Raw genomic sequence first — 23204 nt, forward strand, 5'->3', positions numbered from 1 at the left:
ACCATACGAATCGCCCGCTGACGGACTTCGGGGGAAAAACGAGTATTTTTAGTCATCCTGTTTACCTCTTTCTCAGGGAGTTTAGTCTCCAGGATTTCCGGGGCGGTTCACCAGGTCTCTCTGGGGCGCTTGATCAACTTTCCAGAACAACCCGAGTTTAGCGAAGAAGAAAGAAAGCGTTTCTTTGCAATTTATAATGGAATGGCAATGGATTATGTTCTGGTTTCAAAGAAGAACAACAAAATAGTCTGTGTTATTGAGCTGGATGATCCGAGTCATGAAAGGGCAGATCGCATTATTCGTGACCGTTGGTTGAATACGATTATGACTATTGCACGGGTGCCTTTTGTACGAGCTTCTGTCACTAAATTGGATGAAATCCCTCCGGTCTGGGATACCCGTGACAAAATTCGCCCATTAGCCGTGGCGACAAAGGGTGAACCGTTGCATTAACTAATGTACCCCGGTCGGGGCTTCTCATCCCCCCGGTGTGTGCAATATACGAAAAAAAAAGCCCGTACCTTCGTACGAGCTCTTCTTTAAAGATGGCGGTGAGGGGGACCGCCTGAAATAAATCTGACTTAATCCGGGAGTGTTATATAACCTCATTATAAACAATGCATTACAATTTTTGCTGTCCGATGTTATCTAATGTATTCTTAGTGAAGTGAGAGACTAATGGCATACTGAATGGCATACCAGAGTAACAGGAATTAGCGTATGGCAGTATTGACGGATACTAAAGCAAGGCATATCAAACCTGATGACAAACCATTGCCCCATGGGGGAATTACAGGACTGACTCTTCATCCTTCTTCAGTAAAGGGGAGGGGTAAATGGGTTTTTCGTTATGTAAGTCCGGTGACACAAAAAAGGCGTAATGCTGGATTGGGAACTTATCCTGAGGTCAGTATTGCTGAAGCTGCACGTACTGCCCGGATAATGCGAGAGCAACTTGCTGCAGGTGATGATCCTCTGGAGATTAAAAAGGCTGAAGCTGAAAAAGTTGTTATCCCAACATTTGCCGATGCAGCCAGGCGTGTACATGCAGAACTGTCTCCTGGATGGGAAAATCCAAAGCATGTAAGGCAGTGGTTATCGACGCTTGAGAATTACGCGTTTCCTCAACTGGGAGCAAAAACGCTGGATTCGATTACGGCTGCGGACGTGGCAGAAACACTGCGTCCAGTCTGGTTAACCTTGTCAGAAACGGCAAGCCGGGTTAAACAGCGCATTCATGTTGTTATGCAGTGGGGCTGGGCGCATGGTTTTTGTGTGGCGAATCCTGTTGATGTGGTTGATCATTTGCTTCCACAGCAATCAAGAGGACGTGATGAACACCAGCCGGCAATGCCCTGGAGGCAGTTACCGCTTTTTGTGGCGACCAGTGTGTATACAGATGAACCTTATAATGTTACCCGGGCACTGTTATTAATGGTGATACTGACAGCAACCCGCTCGGGCGAAGCAAGGGGAATGCGCTGGGCTGAAATTGATTTTCATAAGCGGATATGGACGATACCCGCAGAAAGAATGAAAGCCAGGATACAGCATCGTGTTCCTTTATCCCGACAGGCCATTCACGTTCTGGAAAATATACGTGGTCTGCATGACGAACTGGTGTTTCCTTCTCCCAGAAAGCAGCAGATCCTTTCAGATATGGTGTTGACGAGTTTTCTGCGTAAAAAGAAGGCCATCAGTGATATACCCGGACGAGTGGCTACAGCACATGGTTTTCGTTCAACATTCAGGGACTGGTGTAGCGAACAGGGATATTCGCGGGATTTGGCGGAAAGGGCGCTTGCCCATACGCTGAAAAATAAGGTTGAGGCGGCATATCACCGGACTGATCTGCTGGATCAGCGTATACCGATGATGCAGGCATGGGCGGATTATGTGATGTCTCAGATTATGGAAAACCAGCGATGAAATCACATCTCACAGATTTGCAGATGTCGTCTGTAATCACGAAAAATATACTTATTGAGTTATAATGCTTGTTTGTCTGATATTTGCAATGACATAAATGTAAAAATAATACGTAATATTGTAGTTTATAAATTGAATGATAAAAACAATGCCAGTTTGTAACCGATGTCTGGCATTGTTTCAGATATTCAGGTTGGTAACTGAATGATAAAAGACGGGAACTTTAATTTTTTGTAGTTATGTTCCATATTTTAGTCTGTTCTTCATTTCTGTACTTATTCAGCTTATGGTCCCAACAGACTATAAACATTCCACGCTCCATTATCGGGATGTTTGCCTCATTTGCTAATTCACAAGGTGTAATCGCGTCACCGATATAAATGATTTTTTGGCCGATTGAATAATCAATTACGATTTTTTTCTGTTCTGCAAGTATATCAAGTGCTTCATCAAGAACACATTTATTCCTGAGAGCATATGGACCATATTGTAGTATATGGCTTTTTTGATATTCGTATCCTTTTACCCGGATGATATTTTCTCTGAGCCATTTATCCAGTTTTTCTGCAGGAGATATTTCCCGAAGTGATTCTAGTTTGGATATAAGATGCTGAAAATAAAAATCAACGAGATAAATAGCACTATTGATACTTTCTCGTGTTATTACTGTACCATGTGGATTGTTCTCCAGCTCCAGAAGTGCGGCTATTCGAACAGCCTGTTCTCTTTTCCTGACGATAATGTCTTCGAAAGTGGTCATACGTGGGTTCTGCCTGACAGCACTCATATTTTCTTCGTGAAAGATTTCCAGATCGTGGGATGCTGCGTGTGATAATGTCATGCGGATGCGTTGCTCACCTTTTGCACGCCTTTCCCGGGACGCTCTCAGAGAGTCTCTGATCTGACTGCCAAAACTTTTCTCATGAAAACAGGTTGCACATTGCTGCGTTACAACAGGAGTGGCAGTATGCGGTTCTGTCGTCATTATTTTATTTGCTCCGGGTTCGCAAAATAGCACCCGGGCCAGAAAGCCATTGCCCCGGATCTGGTCGCCAGTGAGAGTAAAAAACTTATCAAATATTACCGGTTGAGTCAGTATAAGCATAGTGAGACGGGAATCCTTTACCCGGAACCCGGGTCTGGATGCCCGTTCTACGGTGACTGGTTGCCCACTCCATAATGTGTTGTACAGCGCCGATTTGCGTTCGAAACGCTTATCCAGAATAGTTCCTCCTTCATCAGACAGCAACAGAAGAGAAGGTGACTGGCTGAGTTTCAAAGCTATCCCTTCTGGTGTCGCGTCATTCACGATGAGAACCTGTTGTACGGGAGGTACGGGTTTATTTGCTATACACTTTTCAAGCGCTGCTCGTGCAGCAGCAGCATTTTCCGGGGATCTTTCCATTTCCTTTTTATATCTCCGCTCCAGGATTTTTTTATCTGTTGTCCACATTTCCATCATGCGATCATAGTTTTTTTTATCGTCGATATATGCCTGATGTAGTTCTTCTTCTGTTTCATGAACAGGGGCGATTAATTTTGCGCAGGCAGAGGTTTTTCCACTGCCTGATGCTGATGAAAGACACATATATATCTGAAGACTGGTACGCTGCCCTCCAGAAAGTTCAACTTCATGCGTATCCTGGACCGAGGCAGCCTTGACCGTCAGCATAACAGACAGCAGTATTTCACGGCTTATTCCCGTTTCTTCATGCATTTCATCAAGTAATGCCTGGCACCTGTCAGGCAGTTTAGTTATGTCAAGTTCAGGGGGGGATAATTTTGTCATGGCGTACAGTTTTCCTTATTTATCCTTAGTTACGGATCTGGTTGGTGTTGTATGTAAAGTTAACCACTCATCAATGGCAGATGCCCGCCAGCCTACAGCCGAACTCCCAAGCCGGACAGGCCGGGGAAAGGTGGCATCGTAGTATTTTGATGCCGGATTCATTTTTTCGTAGATGGTCGATCTTGATATACCAAGGAGTCGGGTAAGTTCAGCCATACGCAGGATGCGTGAGGGGGTATAAAAATGTCCGGTCTGGGTTGACATATTGTTCTCCATGTGAGTTGAAGGCTATGTCATTAATTTGCTACGTTAAGGCCAGAATGTCCCCTGTGATAAAACGGAAACCAACCGGAGATCAGAGCAGATGCGCATGTTTACAAATCTTTTGTATGATATTTGTACAGTTTTTGAGTTGTTTAAGGAAGGAGAGAGTCCGAGAGATAAGCGGAAGAGTACTGATTTTGGAGCGCATCAAAGATTCTGGGATCAACGTTATAATGAGCTCAGTCACATTATTGATGCTGAAGGGGTGTATAGTCTGGAACAACGGCGAATTATATTTTCCCGGTATGAATATTTTTATTACATGATGAATTCTTACCCTGTGTATTCAACATTAAAGTCCGAATATATCCGTAACTATTTTCTGAAAAGCTTTGGAGTTGTTTTTATTGTGCTGGATATATATAACACATATCGTCCGGAGAATGAAACAGGGTTTTATTATCATATCTATAATTTTTTGCAAAAATCATATTGTCCCTGCCTGGATTACTCTGGTACAGAAAGCGATGAGGCTGCCGTTAAACGTTATCTCCGGGAGTATCTTGCTGAACTGGGATTTAACAAAGAAGATTTTCGGGAAAACGGAAAAATGTATGAGCTGGGAAAATACCAGGGAACTATTCGAAAAGGGTACGGTAAAAGGAAGAGCCTTATGAAACAATATATAAAGGCCTGTAAGAATGAATACAAGAAGGATTACAGAGAGAAGAAGCTTGATAAGAGTGAGCTGGACAGAATACTCAACAACATTGACAAGTTCTATTATGCATTTTATTCATTAAGTATTTTGCTTGATATGCAACGGAAGGTAAAGATACTTGACAGTATTGCATATTATCTCAGAGTGCTGATAAGAGAAGGGCTTTGGGTACATGGGTTGTATGGCTACGCTGCACGCTATCTTTATGATTTTAATATTTTTGACACAACGCCTTATGCAAGAGCATTACTTGAACGGTTTCATGAGTTTGAGAGTGGCCCCAAAGGAGCATTAACTCGTTATATTGTGTCACTTGATGATAAATCACAAGAATATATCGAATCTTTAAAAGATATGGTGTTTAATCTTTCTGATAAGAAAAGTTATGATGATGTATATCTGGAAAACATTATTAATTATTTTGAACAGTTGCAGAATGCCCGTGGTTATGTGACCAGGTGCTACATGTTACTGGCCGTCCTTATTTATCTGATTCGGCGGAACAAACTCCACAAAGCTCTTCGGTTTTATGATGAATCCCCAAAATACGAGTTACCTTCTGGGTATCTTCCCGGCGCTTTTTCAGTTCTCAGGATAGCGCTGGAGATCAAATTAAACAGGGAGAAAATAAAGCATGGTTCACTGTTCGAATTACTTGATTATGTAAAAGCTTATCAGGATGCATTTATGGACTTAAGGGTCGTGACGGATCCTGCGTATAATGAAGATGAAATACAATATGATGCGAATAATTTTACTCTGATGCGTGTCATTAAAATGTATAATTCGATGCTTGCAAATATTAGTACAAAGTCAGATATTCAGCCTCCGTATATTACAGGTCTTCTTGATAATGTAGAGAGGGCGTTAGATAAGATAAATATTCTGATAGATAAAGAACGTGTTTACGATGGTGAAACGTTGGCTGAATTAATTACAGAGAACAAAATATTATCCAGTCGTGAAAGTAAAGAAAACCTGATAGGATTATTTACGGGCAGACACAAATATACTTTACTGCAATGTATTGAGAAGCTTGGCGTATTGGTTGATTATGTAATATCACCGGTTGATGATATTAAAAACGTCATGATGTTGTATGGAAATAATGCTGAAAACAAGAACAGACGCAGACTGATCTACAACGCATTAACCATCATTTGTGGTGATGATACTAAAAACAACCAGTCAGATCCTCGATGATATTATCGGAACGTGTTTTTGGCATCCGATGTTTGTATATCCCTGCTATTGTTGCTAGCCGGCTAGCAACAATAGCAGAGGGGGCATGCATGTCTGAAAAAATAAAAAATCGCAACGCATTGATTTTTATGTTGTTTATATTTCGCAAATACTATCTCTCGTTTTTGTGATTAGTGTCATGTTTTATCGTCTCGCGGATAACCGAGAGGAGTGAACAGTAACCCTGATTATATGATGAATTGTTTCTGTATTGTATGTGTGAAATATGCTTCTGGTGATATGAAAACATATCCATAACGTGGTGTTTCACGCTGTATTTTTGGGGCTGATATTTTATTTTGCGGGTTTTATTTTTTTGTTTGTGCAGAAGTACACATTGAACATCCAATACAAAAGTGTATGACCTGAAGAGGTCTGGAGCAATGTTGATTTCCTGTTCAAAAAAGAATTAAGGTTAATTAGTATTATTAGTGGGAGTTTTGTTATGTTCTTATTATGCTATCTTATGTCTTTATGTTGTAATGTCTGCTCGCCACTGTATGCTAACTGTACACTTTACTCTGTAAGTATGTGTACAGCATTATCTCCATACTACTGGTGTGAGAGTTTACCTGTGTGGTGAATTATACTCTTTGAGAGTACCATAAATGTTGGGAATGTTAATCCTGAGTATGTGTCTGGTGCATAGTTAGTGTTAAGTGTGTACCAAAACGCTATTAGTGTGTTATTAGTCTATTGAGGTGCGGTGGTATTAATAAATATTATCTTTTTGTATGGGGTAATCATCTCTGGTGTGGGCGTATCTCTCATATCGTTATTCTTTATGCTACTGGTCAAATATTGGTGAGACTTCCTCACAGAGTTTCTGTTTTTACTTAATGGCAGGATAATATTAATAGCGATGTTACCTGAGGCCACCTGGTACTGACTTTTGTGAATGTCAGGTTGAGTGAATGGTGCTTCCTTAAACTCAATTCTATGAGGTGTGTTTTTACCATTGTAATTCTTACTGGTCCTCTGTTTAAGAGAGCCTCACTGAATTCTGAAGTATTACCTTGTTACAGCGATGCGGTAATACAAAACAGTTTTATCAGGGTGTCTGTGCTGCTGGTTTACTTCGTTTATTAATGCCGTGGTACGGCGTTTATGTTCTCTCAGTATTTACATAATTTCCTCTTCCTGTGAGTTTTATAAATTAAGGACTATAAAATGTATAATGCCAATCCCAATTACGAAATGAATTTCGCGATTCTGAAAGATGTGAATGAACACATGGAGGGGTTGTTTCAACGTTTTTCTAAACTGTTACCTTTCAGAATTGATTTTGCCTACAGGAAAGACACGCCCAGTTTCGGTCATTCCTGTAAGCACAGTATGTGTATGGAAATATACCGTTTACTTAGCGAAACCCAGACGATGTTGGCGGGATATTACTGGGTAATGGAATATACCCCAGACAAAGGACTTCATATTCATTTTATCGGCTACCTGGATGGACAACGTCACAAGAACTCTTATCAGATATCCAGGCAACTGGGAGATATCTGGAGGCGGATCACGGAAGGGGAGGCTTATTTTCATCTGTGCCGGGCTAAAGATAAATACCCGGTGCGTATCGATCACGTGATTCACTATAGTGATAAGTCTGCGGTAGACGACTTACGTTACGCCCTTAGCTATCTGGCTAAACAGGATCAGAAAGAACACGGTATTATTCTGGGGCGTAGCAAGCTTCCCGAAAAAAGTAACCGCGGCCGACCACGACATAACTGAATTATGGGGGCTTATGTCCGAACTATCGTAAGTTATCGCGTGGATTTGTCGTTAATGCGTAGCTTTGTCCTCAGCGCAGGGGACTATGACACTTCATCTTCTGTGGTGGTACCCCGTGGGGCAGGTACAGATAACGCATATAGTTCATAAATCTGACAGTGATGAATTAGCTGCACTAAGGGCAAGCATAACTTGAAGCTCATGGGATTGAATGGTGACGTAAACCGCAGAGCCCTGTGCAGTGCGTTTTCGTATTATCCACCGACGAGAAGGTTGCATTATTTCGTCGGTTGTTTCGCGGGCGTGATGATGTATGGGCCCTTCGATGGGAAAGCAAAACCAGCGGAAAGGGTATTCGTCTACCTGGCTAACGAATGGCTGTTGGGAATATGCAGTAAGCCCTGGATAAAATGTGGGGACTGCGTTCACCGTCAGTTGATCCCTGTATCTGATCTCATCATCTACCTGAGGTAGTGTACAATATGCCGATATCGAACTGATACTTAATTAAAATATCTAGAGTGTGATATATCTCTGAGAACTATCAATACGAATATTAAAAATACTTCCAGAATAACAGCAATACGGGGGGATCTCCATTACCCTCCTGTGATTGACAACGGGGATACCATTACCTGTTTCCCTAACCTGATCCCCGGAGAGATATCTCGTTTCCGTAACTCGCTGAATGCGAAAATTAATGCAGATCAACACCGTAAAAAACAATAAGGCAAACGCACCTACGCAACGTCGGTTTGTATTATCTGGGCGAAAGAATATACACAGTCCTTTAAATGTCATTATCACGTCTGCCTGTTGTTTAACAAAGACGCCTATTACCACCTGGGAGACTATGAGCGCTCTGACACCCTGAGAGGGTTAATTACCGGAGCCTGGTACAGCGCCTTAGGGTTGGAACTGGAAGATCACCAGGGATTAGTTCATTTCCCTACTAATGGACGTTACATCCTGGATATTAACGATCCTGATTTCCCTGAGCAGTATCAGCGCTTATTGGCACGTCTGGATTATCTGACGAAGCTCGACACTAAAGCATCAGGTCAGCGTAACTTTGGCTACAGCGGTTTTTGACCTATTGTAACTGTAAGGTGATTTATTATGTATACAGAATCAAACATTAAGCTTTCCTGTAACGTCCTCTGGCAAAAGTGTGTCCTTGCAACTCTGTATCGGGCTGCAGCTACACATCCTAAAATTAAATTATTACAATTTAAATTAATACCTTGCCCAGGTATGAATAAGGCAATTCCCTCTCTGATGGCTGATTTTACTGGTGAACTGCATAGACTAATTTCTGAATATTTGCAGTGCAAGCGACGTAAAGATAAATCTGTTGAGCCCGCCCCTTTATATTATCTCTGGAGTAGGGAGGCCATGGCTAACGATTGGATTTGCCCCTATATTTCCAGACACCTGTTATCACTTAACCCATTACTGGCCCGCTGCCGTAGATATTCCCGTGGCGAGCGATAACCCAGTGCACTATGCGGATGCCATTCGTTATAATGCTCGAACGCCTCTGCAAGGTTCTTTGCTGCCGTTAACCCGTCTGGTTTGGGCATGATACTTATGTAGTCACGCTTTATCGTTTTCACGAAGCTCTCTGCTATTCCGTTACTCTCCGGACTCCGCACTGCCGTGTTCTTCGGTTCAAGTCCCAACATCCTGGCGAACTGACGTGTTTCATTCGCCCGGTAGCATGAACCATTATCCGTCAGCCACTCCACTGGAGACGCCGGAAGCTCGCTGCCAAAGCGGCGTTCCACTGCTCCCAGCATGACGTCCTGTACTGTTTCACTGTCGAAGCCACCCGTTGTGACCGCCCAGTGCAGTGCCTCACGGTCACAGCAGTCCAGCGCGAACGTGACCCGCAGTTTTTCTCCGTTATCACAGCGGAACTCAAACCCGTCAGAGCACTATCGCTGATTACTTTCTTTCACAGCCACTCTGCCGGTATGTGCCCGTTTCGATGGCGGTACAGCGGGTTTTCGCTCAAGCAACAGCGCATTCTGGCGCATGATCCGGTAAACACGTTTGGCATTGATCGCAGGCATACCATCAAGTTCTGCCTGTCTGCGAAGCAGCGCCCATACCCGACGATAACCATACGTGGGCAGCTCTCCGATAACATGGTGTATACGGAGAAGCACATCCGTATCATCAGTGTGACGACTGCGGCGGCCATCCATCCAGTCATCGGTTCGTCTGAGAATGACGTGCAACTGCGCACGCGACACCCGGAGACAACGGCTGACTAAGCTTACTCCCCATCCCCGGGCAATAAGGGCGCGTGCGCTATCCACTTTTTTGCCCGTCCATATTCAACGGCTTCTTTGAGGAGTTCATTTTCCATCGTTTTCTTGCCGAGCAGGCGCTGGAGTTCTTTAATCTGCTTCATGGCGGCAGCAAGTTCAGAGGCAGGAACAACCTGTTCTCCGGCGGCGACAGCAGTAAGACTTCCTTCCTGGTATTGCTTACGCCAGAGAAATAACTGGCTGGCTGCTACACCATGTTGCCGGGCAACGAGGGAGACCGTCATCCCCGGTTCAAAGCTCTGCTGAACAATTGCGATCTTTTCCTGTGTGGTACGCCGTCTGCGTTTCTCCGGCCCTAAGACATCAATCATCTGTTCTCCAATGACTAGTCTAAAAACAAGTATTAAGACTATCACTTATTTAAGTGATATTGATTGTCTGGAGATTCAGGGGGCCAGTCTATATATCAATTAATCATTAGTTTAAAAGCTTGTTCAACTGCATACATCATTAGCGTTTAAGCCAGTGAACAGGAAGTTTACTGGCTTAATTACAGTAATATAGTGTATCGCTATGCTCACTGAGTCTTAGATCTCCACCGTCGGTCTAATATTCGCACTCCTGCTAACAACCGGTAATCAAATCGTCCTCCGGTATTGAAAGTTAATACACAAATCAGGATGATGGAGGCTCATACTGGTACAGCGCGACCACTTATGCAGGCGTCTCTGTCAGGTTTGTTGCCCGGATCACCCGCATCAGGGACAGGGCTGTTCAGTTATCCGCAGGAGAAAATATGTCACTCAAGGCTATCGCCGCCGAACTCGGGATCTCTGTCACCACAGTCAGCCGGGCGCTTGGCGGATTTTCGGACGTTTCCGCTTCGACCCGTGCACGTGTAGAAGCGGAAGCTCGGCGTCGTGGTTATCGCCCGAATACCCTGGCAAGACGTCTCAAAACCGGTAAAACCGATGCGGTCGGCCTGGTCTTCCCTGAACATGCTGTACTGTTCAGCAGTAGTGTGTTTGTGGATATGGTCAGTTGTATCAGCCGGGAACTGGCCCGCCATGATATTGACTTACTGCTGATAGCCGATGATGAACGGGCTGACAGCCACAGCTATATGCGTCTGGTCGAAAGCCGCCGGGTTGATGCCCTTATCGTGGCGCACACGATGGATAATGACCCGCGTCTTACACACCTGCAGGAGGCCGGTATTCCGTTTCTGGCACTCGGTCAGGTGCCGTCCGGTCTTCCCTGTGCCTGGTTTGACTTTGATAACCATGCAGGAACCTGGCAGGCCACACAGCACCTGATTGCCCTAGGCCATCAGCGAATTGCCCTGCTGAGTGAGGACAACTCCCGTGCCTATGTCACTGCACGACGTCAGGGATGGCGCGATGCCCTGAGTGAACATGGTCTGCCTGAGACCTGGCTACGCCGGGTCTCTCCCACCCGACGCTCAGGTTTCCAGGCAGTGACTGAGTTAATGTCACTTCCGCTTCCCCCGACGGCCATTATTACCGACAGTGACCTGATCGGTGATGGCGCGGCCATGTCGCTGCAGTTATCCGGTCATCTGTCCGGAGAGGATGCCGTCTCTCTTGTGGTTTATGATGGTCTGCCGCAGGACAGTATTATTGAACAGGATGTGGCTGCAGTTCTTCAGTCAACACGACATCGCGTCGGTCGTCAGATTGCCGACATGATACGCCAGCTGGTCACGAATGTTTCACCTGAAATGCTACAAGTACTCTGGCAGCCGGAATTTCATCCTGGCAAGACAACGCTTGCTCCCTCCGCCTGATTTTTAATCCCGCTCACAAATCCGAATCGTTTCGGTTGCTATCCGAAACGATTCGGATCAACAGTAAGGCATACCCGAAAACGGAGATGTCTTATGGAACCGATGTACCGCAGGCTGACCAGTCCCCACTCAGACCTGATTATTAAAACCCACCCGTATGCAGAGATTGTCTGGTGGGGATCCACCCTGAAACACTTTTCACCGGATGACTGTATCAGCCTGGAAAGGCCGGTTGCGAATGGTCGTCTGGATACCGACACCCCACTGACGCTGATGGCCGAAAACGGCGCGGGACTTTTTGGCTCGCCGGGGCTGGAGGGACACCGCAACGGGCTGGATGCGTCCCCTGTGTTCCGTACCATCAGCGTGGTACAGGCCGGAGAATCACTCACCCTGACCAGTGAGGATGCAGTGGCGGGTCTGCGCATGGTCAGTGAACTGGTGCTGACATCGTCCGGTGTGCTGAAGATGCGTCATGCCCTGACGAACCTCCGTGAAGGGGACTGGCAGGTGAACCGCTTCGCCATCACGCTCCCTGTGGCTGAAAGGGCAGAGGAAGTCATGGCCTTCCACGGACGCTGGACTCGTGAGTTTCAGCCGCACAGGGTCCGTCTCACACATGACGGTTTTGTGCTGGAGAACCGCCGGGGCCGCACGTCCCATGAGCATTTTCCGGCACTGATTGCCGGTGCCCCCGGTTTCTCAGAACAGCAGGGCGAGGTGTGGGCCGTACATCTGGGCTGGAGTGGCAACCATCGCATGAAATGTGAGGTCAAAACTGACGGACGGCGTTACCTCCAGGCGGAAGCACTGTGGATGCCCGGAGAAAAAGCCCTGAAGAAGGATGAGACCGTGTACACGCCGTGGCTGTACGCCAGCTATTCCCCGGAGGGGCTCAATGGTATGAGTCAGCAGTACCACCGTTTTCTGCGCGATGAAATCATCCGTTTTCCTGAGCAGAAACCCCGTCCGGTGCACCTCAATACCTGGGAAGGTATTTATTTTGACCACGACCCGAACTACATCATGCAGATGGCCGGACGTGCGGCAGCGCTTGGCGTTGAACGTTTCATTATCGACGACGGCTGGTTTAAGGGGCGCAATGATGACCATGCGGCTCTGGGCGACTGGTATCTGGATGAACAGAAGTATCCGGACGGACTGATGCCGGTGATTAACCATGTGAAATCACTCGGCATGGAGTTCGGTATCTGGGTGGAACCGGAAATGATTAACCCGGACTCTGACCTCTTTCGCCGCCATCCTGACTGGGTACTGTCAATGCCGGGGTACACACAACCAACCGGGAGACATCAGTATGTTCTCAACCTGAACATTCCTGAGGCCTTTGCTTACATTTATGAACGCTGTTTATGGCTGCTGGGCGAACACCCAGTTGACTATGTGAAATGGGACATGAACCGCGAGCTGGTCCAGGCCGGGCATGAAGGTCGGGCGGCGGCGGACGCGCAGACCCGTCAGTTTTACCGGCTGCTGGATCTCCTGCGCGAACGTTTTCCCCGTGTTGAGTTTGAGTCCTGCGCTTCCGGCGGTGGACGTATCGACTTTGAGGTTCTGACCCGCACGCACCGCTTCTGGGCTTCTGACAACAATGACGCCCTGGAGCGCTGCACCATACAGCGTGGCATGAGTTACTTTTTCCCGCCGGAGGTTATGGGGGCACACATCGGTCATCATCGCTGCCATGCCACCTTCCGGCAGCACAGCATTGCCTTTCGCGGTCTGACGGCCCTGTTCGGTCATATGGGACTGGAGCTGGATCCGGTAACGGCCGGAGAAGAGGAATCCGCCGGTTACCGCCGCTATGCCTCGCTCTACAAAGAATGGCGGCAGCTTATCCACACGGGCACCCTATGGCGGGTGGATATGCCGGATGCGGCGACACAGGTGCAGGGGGTGGTCAGCCCGGATCAGTCGCAGGCGCTCTTCCTGGTGAGCCAGCTTGCCATGCCGGATCACACCCTGCCGGGTGCTCTACGTTTTCCGGGGCTGGCACCACAGGCCCGTTACCGGCTTCGTGTTGTTGACCATCCGGATATTCAGCTGGTCGGTGAAGGCGGGCATACCATGCGCAGGCTGCCCGGCTGGATGAACCAGACCTCCGACATCAGTGGGGAATGGCTGGCGCAGGCCGGTATTCAGCTTCCCGTACTGGATCCGGAAAGCGCCATGCTGATTGCCCTTGAACGTTTGGCATAAAAGGACCGGAGCCGGTCACGGCTCCCTGCACTCAGTCCCGTGAGGATAACAATAATGAATACTGTCAGTACTCATAAAAACCCCGATTTCTGGATATTTGGTCTGTTCTTTTTTCTCTACTTTTTCATCATGGCAACCTGTTTCCCGTTTCTGCCCGTCTGGCTGTCAGACATTGTGGGGCTGAGTAAAACGGATACCGGGATTGTTTTTTCATGCCTCTCCCTGTTTGCCATCAGCTTCCAGCCGCTGCTGGGGGTCATCTCAGACCGTCTTGGCCTGAAAAAACACCTGATGTGGATCATCAGCCTGCTGCTGGTCCTGTTTGCACCGTTCTTTCTGTACGTTTTTGCGCCGCTGCTGCGGTTCAACATCTGGGCCGGAGCACTGAGCGGCGGGATTTTTATCGGCTTCGTTTTTTCTGCGGGAGCCGGTGCCATCGAAGCCTATATTGAACGTGTCAGCCGCAGCAGCGGATTTGAATACGGTAAGGCCCGGATGTTCGGCTGTCTGGGCTGGGCGCTGTGTGCCACCACGGCAGGGCTGCTTTTCAACGTGGATCCGTCCCTGGTATTCTGGATGGGGTCCGGCTGCGCATTGCTGCTGGTCCTTCTGGTGGCGCTGGCGCGTCCCGGAACCAGTCAGACAGCGATGGTCATGAATGCGCTGGGTGCCAACTCGCCCGTGATTTCCGCCGGAATGGTGTTCAGTCTGTTTCGTATGCGTCAGATGTGGATGTTCGTGCTTTACATGATTGGGGTGGCCTGCGTCTATGACGTGTTTGACCAGCAGTTTGCCACGTTCTTCCGTGCATTTTTTGACACGCCGCAGGCGGGGATCCGGGCATTTGGTTTTGCCACCACGGCTGGCGAGATTTGCAATGCCATCATCATGTTCTGCTCCCCCTGGATAATCAACCGCATTGGTGCCAAAAACACACTGCTTGTCGCGGGTCTGATTATGACCATCCGCATCACAGGGTCGGCCTTTGCCACCACGGCTACTGAAGTGGTGATCCTGAAAATGCTGCATGCCCTTGAAGTCCCATTCCTGCTGGTTGGTGCGTTCAAGTATATCACCGGCGTGTTTGATACCCGGCTGTCGGCCACCATTTATCTGATTGGCTTTCAGTTCTCCAAACAACTGGCGGCGATATTCCTCTCAACCTTTGCAGGTCACCTGTATGACCGCATGGGGTTCCAGAACACCTATCTGGTTCTGGGCGGTATTGTCCTTGCGGTCACCGTGTTATCGGCTTTCACCCTGAGCAGTACCCGTAAAACGGCTGCCCCGTCAGCAGAAACCGCTACAGCACAGACGGAGGTTCGCTTATGAAACAGCGTCTTGCCTCTGCACAGGTTGCACTTGATACACTCCGCGCCCGTCGTGGTGATACCTGGTACCCGGTTTTTCATCTGGCTCCACCTGCCGGATGGATGAATGATCCGAACGGGCTTATTTATTTCAGCGGTCGCTATCACGCATTCTTTCAGCACCATCCGGCAAGTGAACATCAGGGGCCGATGCACTGGGGACATGCCACCAGTCCGGACATGCTGCACTGGCAGCATGAGCCGGTTGCGTTGGCACCCGGTGATGAATATGACCGGGATGGCTGTTTTTCCGGCAGCGCAGTGGACGACAACGGCGTGCTGTCGCTTATCTACACCGGTCATCTCTGTCTGGAGGATCGGGGGGATGACAGCATCATCCGCGAAGTCCAGTGTCTGGCAACCAGCCGTGACGGCATTCACTTTGAGAAACAGGGCTGCGTGCTGACGCCACCGGAAGGCATCATGCATTTCCGTGACCCGAAGGTCTGGCGGGAAGGGGGATACTGGTGGATGGTTATCGGCGCGCGGGATACCTCTGACACCGGTCAGGTGCTGCTGTATCGCGGCACATCCCTGCGGGACTGGCGCCAGGAACGGGTTCTAGCGCAGTCGGCAGCCGGAGAAAGCTATATGTGGGAATGTCCGGACTTTTTCCGCTGTGGCGACCATCACTGGCTGATGTTCTCCCCGCAGGGGATGACGCCCGGCGGATACCGGTTCCGCAACCGCTTTCAGAGCGGAGTTTTACCGGGTCACTGGCAGCCGGGGGCCGCTTTTGCCCTGAGCGGGGCATTTGAAGAACTGGATCACGGTCATGATTTTTATGCCCCGCAGTCCCTGGTCGCGGAGGACGGACGGCGCATCATCATGGCCTGGATGAATATGTGGGACTCCCCGATGCCTACAAAGCGTGAGGCCTGGGCCGGATGTCTGACCCTGCCGAGGGAACTTTTTGAACGCCATGGTCGTCTGTGTCAGCGTCCGGTTCGCGAAGCCGAATCCCTTCGCGGGACGTGCCAGCCGTTACACCCTGTAAGGCTCAGTGGCACGCAGTTGCTGGCTGAGGACGCACAGGCCGTGGAACTGGTGCTGACGTGGCATACCCTCGACAGTCAGGCAGAGCATTACGGCATCCACCTGGGAGACGGGCTCCGGCTGTATGTGGATAACCAGGCAGGACGGCTGGTGCTTTGGCGTCACTACCCGGATGAGGGGCTGGACGGTTACCGCAGTATCGCGCTGCCTGGCGCAGAATATCTGACGCTACGGGTTTTCCTGGACCGTTCATCGGTGGAAGTGTTCGTTAACGATGGCGATGCCACCCTGTCCAGCCGTATTTACCCGCAGCCCGGAACCCGCCGGTTGTCGCTATATGCAGCTCACGGCGAGGCTGTGCTGACGGACGGCTCACTGTGGACGCTGGCCTGAAATAATTCCACTGCCGTCGGTGACGGCAGTACTTTCGGTTCACCCGTAATGAAGGAAAGCACAATGGGATTACTGGGCAGGATTAAACAACTGATAAGTGAAAATGAGAAACCGGCGGAAGTCACCCGCGTGATGGCACCGCTGTCCGGTGAAATTGTCCCTCTGGACACGGTTCCGGATGCTGTGTTTGCCGGGAAAATAGTGGGGGATGGTATTGCTATCCGTCCTTCCGGCGGCGATACCTTGATGGCTCCTGTCAGCGGCACTATCGGTAAAATACTGGAGACAAAGCACGCGTTTTCCATCCGCACCGACAGTGGCACTGAACTGTTCGTGCACTTCGGTATTAACACAGTTGACCTCAGGGGAGAGGGTTTCCGGCGTATTGCCCAGGAAGGCCAGCTGATCAGCACCGGTGACCCCGTCATCGGGTTTGACCTTGCGTTACTTCAGCAGAAAGCACAGTCCACGCTGACACCGGTGATTGTGGCGGACTCTGACCGTGTCCAGGAGATAACCCTGTTCTCCGGCCCGGTCATCGCCGGAGAAACACCGGTTTTTGATATCAGCAGCCAGTAAGCGCCATGAGTGACAATATCGCCAGCGGGCAGCTGGTATCAGGGAAAGCCGCACATCTGGCCTGGTGCGGGCTGGTAGCCCTGCATCTGGCCCGCCGGGATGGCCGGATTGCGTCAAAAATCCAGGAAAACCTGTTTCTAAACCGCTGGCGGAGCACAGCACTGAAACAGCACCGTTTTCCCCGCACATATCAGAGCCCTGCAGAGTGAAAGCGGGGCGAAAGATATCCGCAGCAGGCTGGAGTATCTGTGGCAGGCCTGCTCTGGTGATGTGTCGGTACAGACTGACCTGTTCCGCCTGACATTCGCCCTGGAAACCATCAGGGAGCAGGGCTGGTGCTGGCGGATACTGAGCGACCGGAAATGGGAGGGGCGTAATGTCGTGGTTCCGAACGGGGATGCCGGCAGCTTTTATCTTTCCCGCTCACGTCTTGAGGCGGCATTTGATTATCAGGGGAGGTTGCTGCATCCCCTGACCGGCGATGTGTCTGCCCTCGCTGCCCTGCTCCGGAATGCGGGTTGGTATCCAATTCCAGCCGGAACCACGGATATGGCGATGTTTGAGCTGTCTGTCATCCGCTGAATATGACTGATGAAAATCATGGAGTATGAATGAGTACAGTAAAAGTATGGGGTCTCGGTGATGCCGTGGTGGATTTATTACCGGAGAAGCCGGGCACGCTGTTGCAGTGCCCTGGTGGTGCGCCTGCCAATGTTGCCGTGGGCGTGGCCCGACTGGGGGGCCTGAGCGGGTTTGTCGGGTGTGTGGGGGATGACCCTTTCGGGCGTTTTATGCGCAAAACCCTGGCTGATGAGGGTGTGGACACGGCGTATATGCATACCGACCCTCTGTACCGGACTTCCACAGTGGTGGTGTCGCTGGTGCCGGGTGGTGAACGAACCTTCACATTTATGGTGCGCCCTTCGGCAGACCTTTTCCTTACCCCTGATGATTTACCGCCCTTTCGTGCCGGTGAATGGCTGCATACCTGCTCCAATGCCCTGAGTGCAGAGCCCTGCCGCAGCGCCACGTTTCAGGCCATGGAGAACATCCGGCAGGCTGGCGGCAGGGTCAGCTTTGACCCCAACATCCGGACTGACCTGTGGCAGAGCATATCGCAACTGCGTGAGTGTCTGCACCGGGCGCTCATGCTGGCGGATGTGGCAAAGGTATCGGAAGAGGAACTGTTCTTTATCAGCGGTGAACAGGATGTCCGGAAGGGAACCGATGTTCTGGCATCACATTATCCCCTGGCGCTGCTGCTGGTAACCCAAGGAAAGGATGGCGTGATGGCTCGCTGGCAGGGAAAAAACCTGTACTTCCCGGCAACACCGGTGGTGAGTGTGGACACGACCGGTGCCGGTGACGCCTTCGTGGCAGGTCTGCTGGCAGCGCTGGCGGCAGAGGGGATGCCCTCCGGTGAGCAGGCACTCGCATCCGTCATCGAACAGGCCCAGCGCTGTGGTGCGCTTGCCACGACAGCAAAAGGTGCCATGACAGCGTTACCCCGTCGCCAGGATTTACTGAAACACCCCTGACCGTTTCCTGCCCGTAACCGTTGTGCACGTCATTTTTGTTGCGGGTGACTAAATCGATTTAGCTGTCAACAATACCTCTATTTTTACAAGGATATAAAAATGAAAAAACACCTTCTCTCGTGTACCATTCTGCTGGCCTGTTCCCCGGTCTTTGCGGCGGGGAATACCGACAGTATTGAAGCCCGGCTGGCGGCCCTGGAAAAACGGCTTCAGGATGCTGAAACCCGTGCTCAGAAGGCTGAATCACGGGCAACCGCTACAGAACAGCAGGTGCAGCAACTGGCCGCCACCCCGGCGACACAACCTGTTGTGCCACAGACCGTATCCGTACCACCGGAAAAGAAAGCGGACAATAGTGGTTTTGAGTTTCACGGTTATGCCCGCTCGGGTCTGCTGATGAACGATGCCGCATCCGGCAGCAAAAGTGGTCCGTATCTGACGCCTGCCGGAGAGACCGGTGGCTCGGTCGGGCGCCTCGGGAATGAGGGAGACACTTATGTGGAAACCGTGTTTGAGCACAAAAAGACGCTCGAAAGCGGGGCCACCACCCGGTTTAAGGTGATGCTGGCGGATGGTCAGAAAACCTATAACGACTGGTCGGCGAACTCCAGTGACCTTAACGTCCGCCAGGTGGTGGCTGAACTGGGAAATCTGCCGGACTTCACCGGGCCGCTGAAGCACAGTACGGTATGGGCGGGTAAACGTTTCGATCGTGACAACTTTGATATCCACTGGCTGGACTCGGACGTGGTTTTCCTCGGCGGAACCGGGGGCGGTATCTATGACGTGAAATGGAACGACACTCTGCGCAGTAACTTCTCCCTGTATGGACGCAATTTCGGGGAGATGGAGGATATCGATAACAACGTCCAGAACTATATCCTTACCATGAACCACTTTGCCGGGCCGTTCCAGCTTATGGTCAGCGGTATGCGGGCAAAGGATAATGATGACCGCAGGGACAATAATGGCGACCTTATCCATGCCAGTGCCGCCAGCCACGGTGTGCATGTGTTGGCCGGACTTCATAATGACAGTTTCTGGGGATTACGTGAGGGAACGGCGAAAATAGCACTTCTGTACGGGCATGGTCTGGGGGCGGAAGTGAAGGGGATTGGCTCTGACGGTGCACTACGCAGTGATGCGGATACTTGGCGTCTTGCTGCATATGGTACCACCCCGCTCGGAAACGGCTGGCATATCGCCCCGTCAGTCATGGCGCAGGGCAGTAAGGATCGCTATGCCCGTGGAGACAGTTATGAATGGGTGACCCTGAACACCCGCTTGATTAAGGAGGTGACGCAGAATTTTGCGCTGGCGTTTGAGGGCACTTACCAGTACATGGATCTGAAACCTGAAGGGTATAAGGACCGCAATGCTGTTAACGGCAGTTTTTACAAGCTGACGTTTGCGCCCACCCTCAAGGCAGGAGGTCTGGGGGACTTCTTCAGCCGTCCGGAACTGCGTCTGTTCGCCACCTGGATGGACTGGAGCAGCAGACTGGATAACTACGCCAGTGATGATGCTTTCGGCGGTAGCGGGTTTAATGCAGGCGGGGAATGGAATTTTGGCGTTCAGATGGAAACCTGGTTCTGAACACTAACGCTCCCGGTGTACCGGGAGCGTTGCCGGTCATTGTCCCGTAAATGAAAGCGTTGTTCATCAATAGGAATTTAAACCCCAAAAAGATTAAAAAAACACCTGAAAAAGGGCGCTTTCTCAGCATCGTCACACATGCCATAACTTCGACGTCATCAATTAAATGGACTTCATTGATTGATACCGGGTATCGTGACGGGAGCCTGTTTAGGATTCTGTGTAAATGCCTTTTCTCAGAAGTGACCGTCCAGGCGGTCACCGAACTCGATAATAAAGCGGCTCATTGCCATTCGCCAGTCCTTCAACGGCATCGTCCATTTCTGGGACGCAGACTGGATTGCCAGCCACACCACTTTTTTCACCGAGTCGTCTGTCGGGAACACTTTACGCTTTTTGATCGCATGGCGGATCACGCTGTTTAGCGACTCGATGGCATTCGTCGTATAGATCACTTTGCGGATGTCCGTTGGATAAGCGAAGAACGTGGCAAGATTCGGCCAGTTAGCCTGCCAGCTTCGGCTTATCTGAGGATAGCGACTGTCCCAGGCCGCAGCGAACGCTTCCAGTGCCTGCTGACCTGCCTCTTCCGTGGGAGCTTGATAAATCGCTTTCAGGTCGCGAGTGACGGCCTTGTAGTCCTTCCATGACACGAAGCGCAGGCTGTTGCGCACCATATGCACGACGCATAACTGGATGCGGGCCTTCGGATATACTGTGTTGATGGTGCAAAATGGCATCTGAATCGATCGCAGTTTGGCGGCGTTTTTCAAGGTAGTTGTCGCCTTTTGTAATAAAATTACGTTATGCAGCCTCTTTTTCTGGATTCAGGTAAACTTCTGATATGTAGTCCCAGTTACGTAGATGCTTTCCCCAACGTTCAGGATGCTGTTCGCGTGCTAGCTGGTATACTGCTTTTCTGGCCGCCAGTATTTTCATATCATTACCTTGATGACGCTCGGCTGGCGTGACGTATTTGATCCCGCTGTGCTTATGTTCAAAGTTGTACCAGTTTACAAAACGGTTTACCCATACTCTGGCATCATTAATAGTGCGAAAACCGTTCTCAGGCCACCAGGGACAATATTTGAGAGTCCGGAACAAAGATTCTGAGTAAGGATTATCATTGCTGACTCTTGGCCGGGAATAAGAACTTAGCACACCAAGCGCATACATTTTCGCCAACAACGTGTAACTGCGCATGGGACCACCATTATCAGAATGGAGTACCAGATTGTTGGATGAACATTTTTCATTCCATACTGCCCGCTGGAGTAGTTCTGCTGCATGTTTTCCAGATTCGCTGGCAAATACCTCTGCAGCAATAATCTTGCGACTGTAAATATCGACGATCATATAGAGGTAAAAATGCTGACCTCTGACCCAGGACGGCAAATAGCTGATGTCCCAACTCCAGACTTGATTCGGTGCAACGGCCCTGAGTACATCAGGCCGTTTATACTGACATTCACGGGAGCGTTTCTTCAACTGGTTGGCTGATTTCAGTACACGATAAAAGCTTGATTCAGAAGCAATATAAATACCCCTGTCTGCCAGAGTTGGTACGATCACATTTGGAGGTAAGGATGCAAACTCTGGAGAGTTGCACAACTCCAGTATCCGCAATCTTTCCGCTTCTGACAGCTTATTTCGGGGAGATCTGTTTACAGTATCGGATCTTCGGTCCGTGGTGATGACGTTGCCATTAGTCCAGCGCTGAAGTGTCCGAATAGAAATACCGATACACCTACAAGCCTGACTTTTCCGGGCGCCGTTGATAACGGCCGTAAGCGGCTCGTCAGAACCGTATTGATATTTACTGAGAGCTCAGATCAACTTTCCAGGGCAACAGATCGCGTACCCGGTTTGCCGGCCAGTCCTGGATATGTTCAATGACGTAGCGCAGCCACTTTTCTGGCTCCACATTGTTCAGACGGCATGTGCCGATCAGCGAGTACAACACCGCCGCATGTTCACCACCGCTGTCGGAACCCGCGAACATCCAGTTTTTCCGGCCTACGGCCACTCCCCGTAAGGCGTTCTCTGCGATGTTGTTGTCGATTTCCACCCAGCCATTACTGCAGTACACGTTCAGTGCATCCCACTGTTTCAGCAGGTATGCGAACGCTTTTGCCGTATCTGAGTGACGCGACAGTGTTTTCATCTGTTGCTGTATCCAGTCATACAGTGACTGCATCAGTGGCGCGGCTCTGGTTTTTCTTGCCGCCAGACGCTGTTCTGCTGAACAGCCCCGGACCTCTGCCTCGATGGCATACAGTTCACCGATACGCTGCAGGGCTTCCGTGGTGATGTCGGTGGGCGCTCTTGCATGCACATCGTGGATTTTTCTCCGGGCATGAGCCATACACGCGGCTTCCGTTATTCTGAACCGCCCCGGGAATCCTGGAGACTAAACTCCCTGAGAAAGAGGTAAACAGAATGACTAAAAATACTCGTTTTTCCCCCGAAGTCCGTCAGAGGGCGATTCGTATGGTTCTGGAAAGTCAGGGCGAATATGACTCACAGTGGGCGGCAATTTGTTCCATTGCCCCAAAGATTGGCTGTACACCGGAGACTCTGCGTGTCTGGGTGCGCCAGCATGAGCGGGATACCGGAGGCGGTGATGGCGGGCTCACCACCGCTGAACGTCAGCGTCTGAAAGAGCTGGAACGTGAAAATCGTGAACTGCGCCGCAGTAACGATATCCTTCGCCAGGCTTCCGCTTATTTTGCGAAGGCGGAGTTCGACCG

Annotated in this window: 16 protein-coding genes and 7 pseudogenes; 16 read left to right on the plus strand and 7 right to left on the minus strand. The window is 49.9% G+C overall.

What is annotated here, in order from left to right; all coding sequences use genetic code 11:
* Window positions 1–111 precede the first annotated feature (111 nt).
* Together ACJHYR_RS25075 and ACJHYR_RS25080 are read left to right on the plus strand one after the other, a co-directional pair.
* Window positions 112–453: pseudogene (locus ACJHYR_RS25075) on the plus strand (DUF2726 domain-containing protein); the annotation flags it as partial.
* Between the two features lie 267 nt (window positions 454–720).
* Window positions 721–1929 carry a tyrosine-type recombinase/integrase gene (locus tag ACJHYR_RS25080; protein WP_000279862.1) on the plus strand — a complete coding sequence of 403 codons (1209 nt, stop codon included), beginning with the start codon at window positions 721–723 and terminating at the stop codon, window positions 1927–1929.
* 223 nt (window positions 1930–2152) lie between these two features.
* Here the strand turns inward: ACJHYR_RS25080 and ACJHYR_RS25085 are convergent, their stop codons facing one another.
* The gene (locus tag ACJHYR_RS25085; protein ID WP_000164162.1) at window positions 2153–3718 is read right to left on the minus strand and encodes a DUF3987 domain-containing protein; all 1566 of its coding nucleotides are present in this window, start codon (window positions 3716–3718) and stop codon (window positions 2153–2155) included.
* A 15-nt stretch (window positions 3719–3733) separates the two neighbouring features.
* The gene (locus ACJHYR_RS25090; protein WP_001349431.1) at window positions 3734–3982 is read right to left on the minus strand and encodes a helix-turn-helix transcriptional regulator; all 249 of its coding nucleotides are present in this window, start codon (window positions 3980–3982) and stop codon (window positions 3734–3736) included.
* Between the two features lie 100 nt (window positions 3983–4082).
* Between ACJHYR_RS25090 and ACJHYR_RS25095 the strand changes: the two genes are divergently transcribed.
* The 4 genes and pseudogenes from ACJHYR_RS25095 (at window position 4083) to ACJHYR_RS25110 (ending at window position 8771) form a co-directional block, all read left to right on the plus strand.
* Window positions 4083–5906: a hypothetical protein gene (locus tag ACJHYR_RS25095; RefSeq protein WP_313895732.1), complete on the plus strand. Its 1824-nt coding sequence runs from the start codon at window positions 4083–4085 to the stop codon at window positions 5904–5906.
* Window positions 5907–7115: 1209 nt separating this feature from the next.
* Window positions 7116–7679 carry an inovirus-type Gp2 protein gene (locus tag ACJHYR_RS25100; RefSeq protein ID WP_032353635.1) on the plus strand — a complete coding sequence of 188 codons (564 nt, stop codon included), beginning with the start codon at window positions 7116–7118 and terminating at the stop codon, window positions 7677–7679.
* Window positions 7680–7818: 139 nt separating this feature from the next.
* A pseudogene (locus tag ACJHYR_RS25105) lies at window positions 7819–8144 on the plus strand (TOTE conflict system archaeo-eukaryotic primase domain-containing protein); the annotation flags it as partial.
* A gap of 63 nt (window positions 8145–8207) precedes the next feature.
* A pseudogene (locus ACJHYR_RS25110) lies at window positions 8208–8771 on the plus strand (inovirus Gp2 family protein).
* A 326-nt stretch (window positions 8772–9097) separates the two neighbouring features.
* Here the strand turns inward: ACJHYR_RS25110 and ACJHYR_RS25115 are convergent.
* Window positions 9098–10326: pseudogene (locus ACJHYR_RS25115) on the minus strand (IS3 family transposase).
* A 425-nt stretch (window positions 10327–10751) separates the two neighbouring features.
* Between ACJHYR_RS25115 and ACJHYR_RS25120 the strand changes: the two are divergent.
* The 9 genes from ACJHYR_RS25120 to ACJHYR_RS25160 all read left to right on the plus strand — a co-directional run bounded on the left by ACJHYR_RS25120 (window position 10752) and on the right by ACJHYR_RS25160 (window position 20454).
* The gene (locus tag ACJHYR_RS25120) at window positions 10752–11762 is read left to right on the plus strand and encodes a substrate-binding domain-containing protein (protein ID WP_000053329.1); all 1011 of its coding nucleotides are present in this window, start codon (window positions 10752–10754) and stop codon (window positions 11760–11762) included.
* Window positions 11763–11855: 93 nt separating this feature from the next.
* Window positions 11856–13982: an alpha-galactosidase gene (locus tag ACJHYR_RS25125; protein WP_000433621.1), complete on the plus strand. Its 2127-nt coding sequence runs from the start codon at window positions 11856–11858 to the stop codon at window positions 13980–13982.
* A gap of 54 nt (window positions 13983–14036) precedes the next feature.
* Window positions 14037–15314, plus strand: coding sequence for an MFS transporter (locus ACJHYR_RS25130; RefSeq protein WP_001099190.1), 1278 nt, complete (start codon window positions 14037–14039; stop codon window positions 15312–15314).
* Window positions 15311–16741 (plus strand): glycoside hydrolase family 32 protein, encoded by a 1431-nt coding sequence (locus tag ACJHYR_RS25135; protein ID WP_000813683.1) that lies wholly within the window; start codon window positions 15311–15313, stop codon window positions 16739–16741. Before ACJHYR_RS25130 ends, ACJHYR_RS25135 begins: the two co-directional genes overlap by 4 nt.
* A gap of 63 nt (window positions 16742–16804) precedes the next feature.
* Complete coding sequence (crr, locus tag ACJHYR_RS25140; protein WP_000523727.1) at window positions 16805–17320, plus strand: PTS glucose transporter subunit IIA; 516 nt, start codon at window positions 16805–16807, stop codon at window positions 17318–17320.
* A gap of 5 nt (window positions 17321–17325) precedes the next feature.
* Window positions 17326–17529, plus strand: coding sequence for a DUF2913 family protein (locus ACJHYR_RS25145; protein WP_001313182.1), 204 nt, complete (start codon window positions 17326–17328; stop codon window positions 17527–17529).
* A 61-nt stretch (window positions 17530–17590) separates the two neighbouring features.
* Window positions 17591–17902, plus strand: coding sequence for a DUF2913 family protein (locus ACJHYR_RS25150; protein ID WP_001313183.1), 312 nt, complete (start codon window positions 17591–17593; stop codon window positions 17900–17902).
* Window positions 17903–17931: 29 nt separating this feature from the next.
* Window positions 17932–18858 carry an aminoimidazole riboside kinase gene (locus tag ACJHYR_RS25155; protein WP_000108759.1) on the plus strand — a complete coding sequence of 309 codons (927 nt, stop codon included), beginning with the start codon at window positions 17932–17934 and terminating at the stop codon, window positions 18856–18858.
* A 99-nt stretch (window positions 18859–18957) separates the two neighbouring features.
* Complete coding sequence (locus tag ACJHYR_RS25160; protein ID WP_001696225.1) at window positions 18958–20454, plus strand: carbohydrate porin; 1497 nt, start codon at window positions 18958–18960, stop codon at window positions 20452–20454.
* Window positions 20455–20690: 236 nt separating this feature from the next.
* Here the strand turns inward: ACJHYR_RS25160 and ACJHYR_RS25165 are convergent, their stop codons facing one another.
* The 4 genes and pseudogenes from ACJHYR_RS25165 to tnpC all read right to left on the minus strand — a co-directional run.
* Window positions 20691–21131: a transposase gene (locus ACJHYR_RS25165; RefSeq protein WP_072006416.1), complete on the minus strand. Its 441-nt coding sequence runs from the start codon at window positions 21129–21131 to the stop codon at window positions 20691–20693.
* Window positions 21122–21166, minus strand: a pseudogene (locus tag ACJHYR_RS25170) (EAST1 family heat-stable enterotoxin); the annotation flags it as partial. The gene ACJHYR_RS25165 and the pseudogene ACJHYR_RS25170, both read right to left, overlap by 10 nt.
* A 92-nt stretch (window positions 21167–21258) precedes the next feature.
* Window positions 21259–22242: pseudogene (locus tag ACJHYR_RS25175) on the minus strand (IS3 family transposase); the annotation flags it as partial.
* 28 nt (window positions 22243–22270) lie between these two features.
* Window positions 22271–22840 (minus strand): annotated as a pseudogene (tnpC, locus tag ACJHYR_RS25180) (IS66 family transposase); the annotation flags it as partial.
* 53 nt (window positions 22841–22893) lie between these two features.
* Here tnpC and ACJHYR_RS25185 point away from each other — a divergent pair.
* A partial coding sequence (locus ACJHYR_RS25185; protein WP_140432897.1) for a transposase occupies window positions 22894–23204 on the plus strand: 311 nt, incomplete at its 3' end.

The organism is Escherichia sp. WS1450 (assembly GCF_046487395.1).
Taxonomy (GTDB): Bacteria; Pseudomonadota; Gammaproteobacteria; order Enterobacterales; family Enterobacteriaceae; genus Escherichia; species Escherichia coli.